General features: G+C 51.9%; 8 protein-coding genes and 1 pseudogene. 4 read left to right on the plus strand and 5 right to left on the minus strand.

From position 1 onward, the window contains the following. Nucleotides 1-21: 21 nt before the first annotated feature. The 3 genes and pseudogenes from ACO0LI_RS29390 to ACO0LI_RS29400 all read right to left on the minus strand — a co-directional run bounded on the left by ACO0LI_RS29390 (nucleotide 22) and on the right by ACO0LI_RS29400 (nucleotide 1776). Nucleotides 22-300: a hypothetical protein gene (locus ACO0LI_RS29390; protein WP_423037347.1), complete on the minus strand. Its 279-nt coding sequence runs from the start codon at nucleotides 298-300 to the stop codon at nucleotides 22-24. A 29-nt stretch (nucleotides 301-329) separates the two neighbouring features. Continuing rightward, nucleotides 330-842 (minus strand): annotated as a pseudogene (locus ACO0LI_RS29395) (SIS domain-containing protein); the annotation flags it as partial. Between the two features lie 13 nt (nucleotides 843-855). Next, the gene (locus ACO0LI_RS29400) at nucleotides 856-1776 is read right to left on the minus strand and encodes a LysR substrate-binding domain-containing protein (protein WP_423037349.1); all 921 of its coding nucleotides are present in this window, start codon (nucleotides 1774-1776) and stop codon (nucleotides 856-858) included. 114 nt (nucleotides 1777-1890) lie between these two features. On the opposite strand from ACO0LI_RS29400, the gene leuC reads away from it, so the two are divergent. The 4 genes from leuC (at nucleotide 1891) to ACO0LI_RS29420 (ending at nucleotide 6467) form a co-directional block, all read left to right on the plus strand. Further along, nucleotides 1891-3321 (plus strand): 3-isopropylmalate dehydratase large subunit, encoded by a 1431-nt coding sequence (gene leuC, locus ACO0LI_RS29405; protein ID WP_423037351.1) that lies wholly within the window; start codon nucleotides 1891-1893, stop codon nucleotides 3319-3321. After that, nucleotides 3318-3956: a 3-isopropylmalate dehydratase small subunit gene (gene leuD, locus ACO0LI_RS29410; RefSeq protein WP_423037353.1), complete on the plus strand. Its 639-nt coding sequence runs from the start codon at nucleotides 3318-3320 to the stop codon at nucleotides 3954-3956. Before leuC ends, leuD begins: the two co-directional genes overlap by 4 nt. A gap of 67 nt (nucleotides 3957-4023) precedes the next feature. After that, nucleotides 4024-5346: a 2-hydroxycarboxylate transporter family protein gene (locus tag ACO0LI_RS29415; RefSeq protein ID WP_423037355.1), complete on the plus strand. Its 1323-nt coding sequence runs from the start codon at nucleotides 4024-4026 to the stop codon at nucleotides 5344-5346. Nucleotides 5347-5582: 236 nt separating this feature from the next. Then, entirely contained in the window at nucleotides 5583-6467 is an 885-nt protein-coding gene (locus tag ACO0LI_RS29420; protein WP_423037361.1) for an alpha/beta fold hydrolase, read from the plus strand. A gap of 45 nt (nucleotides 6468-6512) precedes the next feature. Here the strand turns inward: ACO0LI_RS29420 and ACO0LI_RS29425 are convergent, their stop codons facing one another. Then, entirely contained in the window at nucleotides 6513-6881 is a 369-nt protein-coding gene (locus ACO0LI_RS29425) for a hypothetical protein (protein WP_423037357.1), read from the minus strand. Nucleotides 6882-6929: 48 nt separating this feature from the next. Then, the gene (locus tag ACO0LI_RS29430; RefSeq protein WP_423037359.1) at nucleotides 6930-7271 is read right to left on the minus strand and encodes a YciI family protein; all 342 of its coding nucleotides are present in this window, start codon (nucleotides 7269-7271) and stop codon (nucleotides 6930-6932) included. Between the last annotated feature and the right edge of the window lie 416 nt (nucleotides 7272-7687).

Genomic DNA, 7687 nt, shown 5'->3' on the forward strand with positions numbered 1-7687 from the left:
CCATCAATATAACCAGCATTGCTATGGTCCACTGTCGCAGCAGACACTGTAGAGCTTACCCCGGCGCATAGGCCAAAAATGGCCACGCCAGCCGTCATCATTATTGTAAGAAATTTCATAAAAATCCCCTTTTAATAAAAAGTTGATGTTAATGCAAATAGCAAAATGAAAACAAATAAAATAGCAAAACTTACAACGGTAATAATTGCTTACAAGCTGATGTGCACCCACTTTACGCAAAACCGAAGCGGGCAAAACATCGTCAGCAAGCTTGCGACCAACTTTTTGGGGTGTTTTCATAACTCATTTTCATAACTCAATGACCTGCCTTATTCAACAGCCACGCTTTTTGCCAGGTTGCGTGGCTTGTCCACATCCGTCCCTCTTGCCAGCGCCGTGTGGTAGGCCAGCAATTGCAGCGGCACCACGTGCAGTATCGGTGACAGCTGGCCATAGTATTCTGGCAGGCGGATCACGTGTACGCCTTCGCTTGACGTAATGCGGGAGTCGGCGTCGGCGAAGACGTAGAGTTCGCCGAAGCAGGCGCGGACTTCTTGCATGTTGGATTTGAGTTTTTCTATCAGGGTGTCGTTGGGGGCGACGGTCACTACCGGCATTTCTTTGGTGACCAGGGCCAGGGGGCCGTGTTTGAGTTCACCTGCCGGGTAAGCTTCGACGTGGATATAGGAAATCTCTTTGAGTTTTAATGCGCCTTCGAGGGCGATGGGGTAATGCAGACCGCGACCGAGGAAGAGTGCGTTTTCTTTGCGGGCGAATTCTTCTGCCCAGGAGATGATTTGCGGTTCCAGCGCCAGCACGGCGCTGATGGCGATGGGAAGGTTGGGGCAAGCCCCTCTACCACCCTGTACTAACACCATCCTGCGAAAGATATTGCCTGAAATATTTTTCCAGATGACTCACAAATGCCAGTACCTTGGCAGAGAGGTTGTTCTTCATCGGATAAACAGCGTGGATGTCTGCATTGGGCAGTTTCCAGTCGCTCAGCACTTCACGCAGCCGGCCAGACTGCAGGTAGGGGGCGACGTTCCAGTCTGAGCGTAGCAAGATGCCCTGGCCCTGCAAGGCCCAGCTGACTGCTGATTCGCCGTCATTGGTTGATACCGTGCCGCGCACTTTTACGGTTGCCTGCGAATTGGCGTTGTGCAGATGCCAGGTGCCGTAGGTCTCATCACTTTCGCGGATGACGATGCAGCGGTGGCGTTGCAGGTCGGTTGGCGTCAGCGGTGTGCCGTGGCGTTCAAGGTAGATGGGGGACGCGCACAAGAGGCGGCGGTTACTGGCAATTTTTTTTGAGGTGACTCTGGCGTCAGGCACTTCACCAAAACGTATGCAGACATCAAAGCCATCGTCGGACAGGTTGACGGGTCTGTCTGTCAATTGCATCTGCACTTCCACATCCGGATAGATTTCTACAAAGCCTGCGATGGCGGGTGCAATGAATTGTCTGCCAAATCCAAAGCTGGCGTTGACGCGTAGCAAGCCTTTGGGGACGGCCTTGCTGCTGGACAGGCGTTGTTCCAGCTCTTCCAGTGCGGCCAGGATTTTTTGGCCTTCCGCCAGGTATAGCTCGCCTTCGGGCGTCACGACGGCCCGTCTGGTAGTGCGGTTCAGCAGGCGTATGCTGAGGCGCGCTTCCAGATTGGCGAGCCGCCTACTGACGGCGGCGGTGGATACACCAAGCTCCTGCGCGGCCGCCGAGAGCGTGCCTGCTTTCACTACTTCGGTGAAGAAAGCGACATCAGATACTGAACTCATTTTTGCGTTTAAGTTAAAAACAGTTTGATTTTCAAGTCATTGTAAATCAATTCGCAATAAATTAACTTGTCCTGCACAAGAAGTTTATCCAGATTAAATCTACAGGAGACTTGCATGACTGAATCGCCAGGAACAGCAAAAACGCTATACCAAAAGCTGGTGGAAACCCATACGGTAGCCCGCCTGGATGCGCAAAATGTGTTGCTGTATGCCGATCTGCATATCATGAACGAATACACCAGCCCCCAGGCATTTGCAGCATTGACACATGCCAGCAGGAAGGCTGCCCAGCCTGGCCAGAACCTGAGCGTGGTCGATCATATTATCCCGACTCATCCGCTGGCGATACGCACGATCACCGAGCCAAATTCTGCCTTGCAGGCATCGAACCTGAAGCGCAATTGTGATTTCCATGGCATACCCTTGTTTGATACCAATGACCGCTACCAGGGCATAGAGCATGTCATCGCGCCTGAACTTGGCATGGTCAGGCCCGGCATGGTGATACTTTGTGGTGACAGCCATACCACCACCTATGGTGCGTTTGGTGCGCTGGGTTTTGGCATCGGCACGTCAGAAGTGGAACATGTGCTGGCCACGCAGACGCTGGTGTATCGGCTTGCGCTGGACATGCGCATCCATGTTGCGGGCCGCTTGCCTACAGGAACGACGGCGAAAGACCTGATCTTGCTGATCATTGGTCAAATCGGTGCGCAAGGTGCGCGGGGCTATGTTGTTGAATTCTGTGGCGCAGCAATCAGCGCGCTGTCCATGGAAGCGCGCATGACCCTGTGCAATATGGCTGTCGAAGCAGGTGCACGCGGTGCGCTGATTGCGCCAGATGCGACGACCATAGACTATGTGAAAGCGCATTGCCCTGATCTGGTGGGCGATATGCTGGCCATGGCACAAGCGGACTGGGCTGATCTGCATAGTGACAACGATGCCAGCTTTGACATTGAACTGCATTTTGATGCGAATGAAGTAGAACCTTATGTCACCTGGGGTACCAGCCCTGACCAGGCAATTCCCATCACAGCCCGTATCCCGCACATGCCAGCAGACACTGGCAATGCCCTGCGTCACACCATGGAACGCGCACTTCATTACACAGGTTTGCATGCAGGTGATGGCGTGGAAGGCTTGCCAGTCGATGTTGTTTTTATTGGATCTTGTACCAATGCGCGTATCGAAGACTTGCGTGCAGTCGCCGCGATTGTCAAAGGGCGTTGTGTTGCGCCAGCCGTTCGCGCCATGATCGTGCCGGGCTCAGGCAAGGTCAGGCGGCAGGCAGAAGCAGAAGGGCTCGCCCAACTTTTTATCGAGGCTGGCTTTGAATGGCGTCAGCCCGGTTGCTCGATGTGTCTGGCCATGAACGACGATGTGTTGAGCCCGGGCCAACGCTGTGCATCTACCACCAACCGCAATTTTGAAGGCCGCCAGGGTCGCGGTGCGATCACCCATCTCATGAGCCCGGCCATGGCCGCTGCGGCGGCTGTGACTGGCCGCATTACTGATGTGCGCAAATTAGGAGTACAGGCATGACTGTTCAAACCCGAATCGAAGGTATTGCGGCACCCTTGCCAGTCGCCAACCTCGACACTGATCAAATCATGCCCAAGCAATTTTTGCTGCGTATCGACAAAGCTGGCCTCGCCAAAGGCTTGCTCTACGATATGCGTTTTGATCTGAATGGAAACAGCCGCCCTGAGTGCGTGCTTAACCAAGCTGAATACGCGAGTACCAAAATATTGGTGGGTGGCCCCAATTTTGGTTGTGGTTCCAGCCGTGAACATGCGGTCTGGGGCCTGCAACAGTATGGGATTGACGCTGTCATTGCGCCCAGTTTTGGAGAGATATTTTATTCCAACGCCATGAACAACAAGCTCATGCTGGTGGCCCTTGCGCAGGCTGAGATTGACTTGCTGCTTGCTGATATCAACAGCCCTTCAGACAAGCATGTGCTGATTGATGTTGAGAGCATGACGGTGCGCAGTAAAAGCCTGACTGCCCCGTTCTCTCTGTCTGAACGCCATCGCCGCATGTTCCTCGAAGGTCTGGATATGGTGGGTGCAACACTGGCCATGCAAGAGCAGATCAATGAATTTGCAACAAGTCATTGGCAGAAACGCCCTTGGCTAAAAAATCTGGCAAGCAAGACCAGAGACAGCCTGATTTGAACAAACCATAACGGGCAATACGACCGGACATTCGTGCGGCGTAATATTAAAAATAATGGAGACAAAAATGCATATAGAAACAGCTTTGCCTGCCGAACCAGCAGGATCAGGTTTTTGGAACAGGTTAATGGCGATCCGCATCGGGCCACTACCGTTGCCGGTGTATGTCGTATTGGCAGTAATCACCGTCGCAGCCGCCATCAACCATCGTTTGCCGAATGACTTGATCGGTGGTTTGGCGGTCATGATGTTAGCGGGCTTTTTGCTCGGTGATCTGGGTAACAGAATCCCGTTACTGAAACACATAGGCGGATCAGCCATCCTCTGCCTGTTCGTGCCTTCGGCTCTGCTTGGCTACAATCTGTTTGACCAGGACATGCACAAGGCACTGACGACAGCAATGAAGACGGCGAACCTGCAATATCTGTATATTGCCTGCCTGGTTGTCGGCAGCATATTGGGCATGAGCCACAAGGTGCTGGTGCAAGGTTTCATACGCATGTTCATTCCACTGCTGGTTGGTACTGTCGCTGCAGTTGGTGCAGGTCTTGCCGTCGGCATGTTGCTGGGTTATGAGATGAAACATGTGTTCTTCTACATCATCATTCCCATTCTTGGTGGCGGTATTGGTGAAGGCATCCTGCCCTTGTCGATTGCCTATTCAGAAATCACGACGACGCCGCAAGCACAAATTGTTGCGACCCTGATCCCGGCTGCACTGATAGGCAATGTGGTGGCAATTTTGTCGGCTGGTGCCCTGAGCTGGTTTGGCAAGAAGCGCCCGCAATATAGTGGTAACGGCACCCTGGTAAGAAATGGCAATGATCAGGAATTGCTTGCCAAACAAAACGAAGCGCCGCTCAACATCAGCCTGATGGGGGCTGGCCTGTTGCTGACCTGTGTATTCTTCATTCTGGGTTCGGTACTGGCACCAGTGACGGGTATCCCTGGCCCTATCCTGATGATCATCGGCGCAGCCCTGGTCAAGGTCAGCAAGATCATGCCCGCGAACATGGAGCTTGGTGCTTACCAGATGTACCGCTTCATGACGAACAACCTGACATTTGCGATATTGGTCGGGCTGGGGACTTTGTTTGTTCCATGGAACCAGATGGTCAATTCGCTCAGTTTTTCCTATTTCGTAATCTGCGCTTCCATCGTTCTGGCGATGGTGGCAAGTGGCTTCGGTATAGGCTTTCTGATGAAAATGTACCCTGTTGAATCAGCTATCGTCACCGCCTGCCATAGCGGGCTTGGTGGAACAGGTGACGTAGCTATCCTGTCTGCTTCGAACCGTATGGAGATGATGCCCTTCGCGCAAATTTCTACCCGCATAGGCGGTGCATCAATGATCGTCATGGCGACGATATTAATGAAGATTTTTGGCTGAAACCTTGGAGAAATTTTAGACAGGTGCAGATAAGAAAAAATCAGGAGAACGCCATGCCAGAATCCCCAAAAACAATAGTAGCAACTACCGCTAAAGCAAGCACTGAAGCGAGTAGAATCAATACCCGCAGAAGAAGCCTGCTTGCCGGTGCAGTATCGGCGGCAACGCTGACATTACCCAGTAAAGGATACCCTGTGAATACAACCGTGCCTCCACAAGGATCAGCAATTGCCAGCATGTTCCCGGGTTTCAAAAGCCGGACGCTCAACACCAGCGGCACCACGATTCAAACCCTGGTGGGTGGACAGGGTCCGGCACTTCTGCTATTGCATGGTCATCCGCAAACCCTGGCTTGCTGGCATAAAATCGCACCGGCACTGGCGCAGCATTTTACGGTCGTCCTGACCGACCTGCGCGGCTATGGGGACTCGGGCAAACCAGACGGCGGTGAAAATCACATAGGGTATTCGAAGCGGCTCATGGCACAAGACCAGGTTGAAGTCATGCAACAACTGGGCTTTTCGCGTTTCCAGGTGGCTGGTCATGACCGTGGCGGGCGCGTCGTGCACCGCATGCTGCTTGATCATCCAGATGCGATAGAACGCGCAGCCCTGCTCGACATCGCCCCTACTGCCACCATGTATGCATCGACGAACATGGCATTTGCCAGCCGTTACGTGTGGTGGTTCTTCTTGATACAGCCAGCACCCTTGCCAGAAAAATTGATAGGCGCCAACCTGGAATTTTATCTGGAACACCATATCAACAAACAAAACAAAACCCCTGGCGCAATAACGCCCGCGGCCTATGCAGAATACCGCCGCTGCTACACCGCCGAAACCCTGCACGCAGTTTGCGAAGACTACCGGGCAGCAGCATCGATAGACCTTGAACACGATGCCGCCGACGCCGACAAAAAAATCCAGTCACCCTTGTTGGTATTGTGGGGCGCCAAAGGCGTTGTCGGCAACACCTATGATGTACTGAAAACCTGGCAAGAAAAATCTATTGATGGTGCCGTCAGCGGTGGTGCCCTGCCATGTGGACACTACCTGCCAGAAGAAGCACCCGAGCAAACCCTGAATGCGTTTCTGCGCTTTTTCCGGAAAGCTGAGGGATAGTTTTGCTAAAACCAATTATGATCGCATCGGACTTCATACAGGCTGCTAAGCCGAATTACCGTCATTATTTCTAAAAACCGATAGTGCACGTCTTAGCCCATTGACTACCTGCGGCCGCCTTCCCTTGGCTTTTAGCCGTGCGGGAAGTCGTGTGAATTTTGTTTGAACCTCGTAATGACTTTCATTGCTATGAACATAGGCCCGTGTTGAAGGATGAGTTTTACTTTCAAAATGAGAGATGTACTCTTCAATTTCAGAGATATTTTGGAAGCGAAAAGTAAAGCCACAAACAAGAACACAGTATGTTATTGGACATACAAGATTATCTATAATTCCACCGCCATATTCTCGATGCTTTCCACCATGAACTGCGCGCCAAGTTCTTATATCGAGAGTTTCCGTCCAGGCTTTCATGGCAGCATAGTCCTAACCAGATATGTACATTCCATATTGACTGACAATTCACGACGCTGGATCAAGGCCAAATACCCTGAGCTCCTGATCACAGCGACAGGCTTTGGCGATACGTGCGGCCCAGGCGACGGCTTCTTCTCTTGAAGCAAGCTCAAGTACGGTGAAGCCACCATTGAGTGGCGGCGCCCACGGGTAGCCGCCCTCGGCGACTGCGCCATTGGCTGACACCAGAACGGGTGCCACTGACTCATCAATGCCACCGGCAAAAACATAGACGCCCGCTTCCTTGGTCTCACGTATCACGTCATAAGCGTCTCTCCCTACTGTTTCCATCTCACTGTCGGGGACTTTCATTGCAACGCTGGGGAATGAAATGAGGTACTTTGACATGATTTACTTTCTCCAAAAAAAATTGAGGGCCTGGTGACAATGGTAATTATTCCCGGTCATTAAAGCCGTAAACTTAAATCTATAAAACCTGTCAATCAACACTAAGCCAAACCTTCTGCATCCGTTCTAGCCGTGTTTCTCCGCCTTCGTCTCCTATCTCCGGAAACGGACACCGGGCGAAGTTCTTGCCGTAGAGATGAAGCATTTCATCACCTTAAAGACTGCGGTGGGGTGTTTCGACCTCATCGTGACAAACATGAATTTTACACGCAGCATGTTGATATGAGATTTAGAAGCTGTTGCGAAATTAAATTAAAGGTTTAAGAAAGTTCCAGCAAATGAGAGAACAAGCCAACGAAAGAAATGCTTCGTGTGTCATAGCTAGTTTCTCATAACGCATTTTTAGACGACGGTAA

It is taken from the genome of Undibacterium sp. Tian12W (genome assembly GCF_049339405.1).
In the GTDB taxonomy this organism is placed as follows: domain Bacteria; phylum Pseudomonadota; class Gammaproteobacteria; order Burkholderiales; family Burkholderiaceae_D; genus Undibacterium.

Bases quoted from the DNA above. Each gene is read 5' to 3' on its own strand.
- ACO0LI_RS29390 (WP_423037347.1), bottom strand. From the start codon at position 300: ATGAAAACACCCCAAAAAGTTGGTCGCAAGCTTGCTGACGATGTTTTG.
- ACO0LI_RS29400 (WP_423037349.1), bottom strand. From the start codon at position 1,776: ATGAGTTCAGTATCTGATGTCGCTTTCTTCACCGAAGTAGTGAAAGCA.
- leuC (WP_423037351.1), top strand. From the start codon at position 1,891: ATGACTGAATCGCCAGGAACAGCAAAAACGCTATACCAAAAGCTGGTG.
- leuD (WP_423037353.1), top strand. From the start codon at position 3,318: ATGACTGTTCAAACCCGAATCGAAGGTATTGCGGCACCCTTGCCAGTC.
- ACO0LI_RS29415 (WP_423037355.1), top strand. From the start codon at position 4,024: ATGCATATAGAAACAGCTTTGCCTGCCGAACCAGCAGGATCAGGTTTT.
- ACO0LI_RS29420 (WP_423037361.1), top strand. From the start codon at position 5,583: ATGTTCCCGGGTTTCAAAAGCCGGACGCTCAACACCAGCGGCACCACG.
- ACO0LI_RS29425 (WP_423037357.1), bottom strand. From the start codon at position 6,881: ATGAAAGCCTGGACGGAAACTCTCGATATAAGAACTTGGCGCGCAGTT.
- ACO0LI_RS29430 (WP_423037359.1), bottom strand. From the start codon at position 7,271: ATGTCAAAGTACCTCATTTCATTCCCCAGCGTTGCAATGAAAGTCCCC.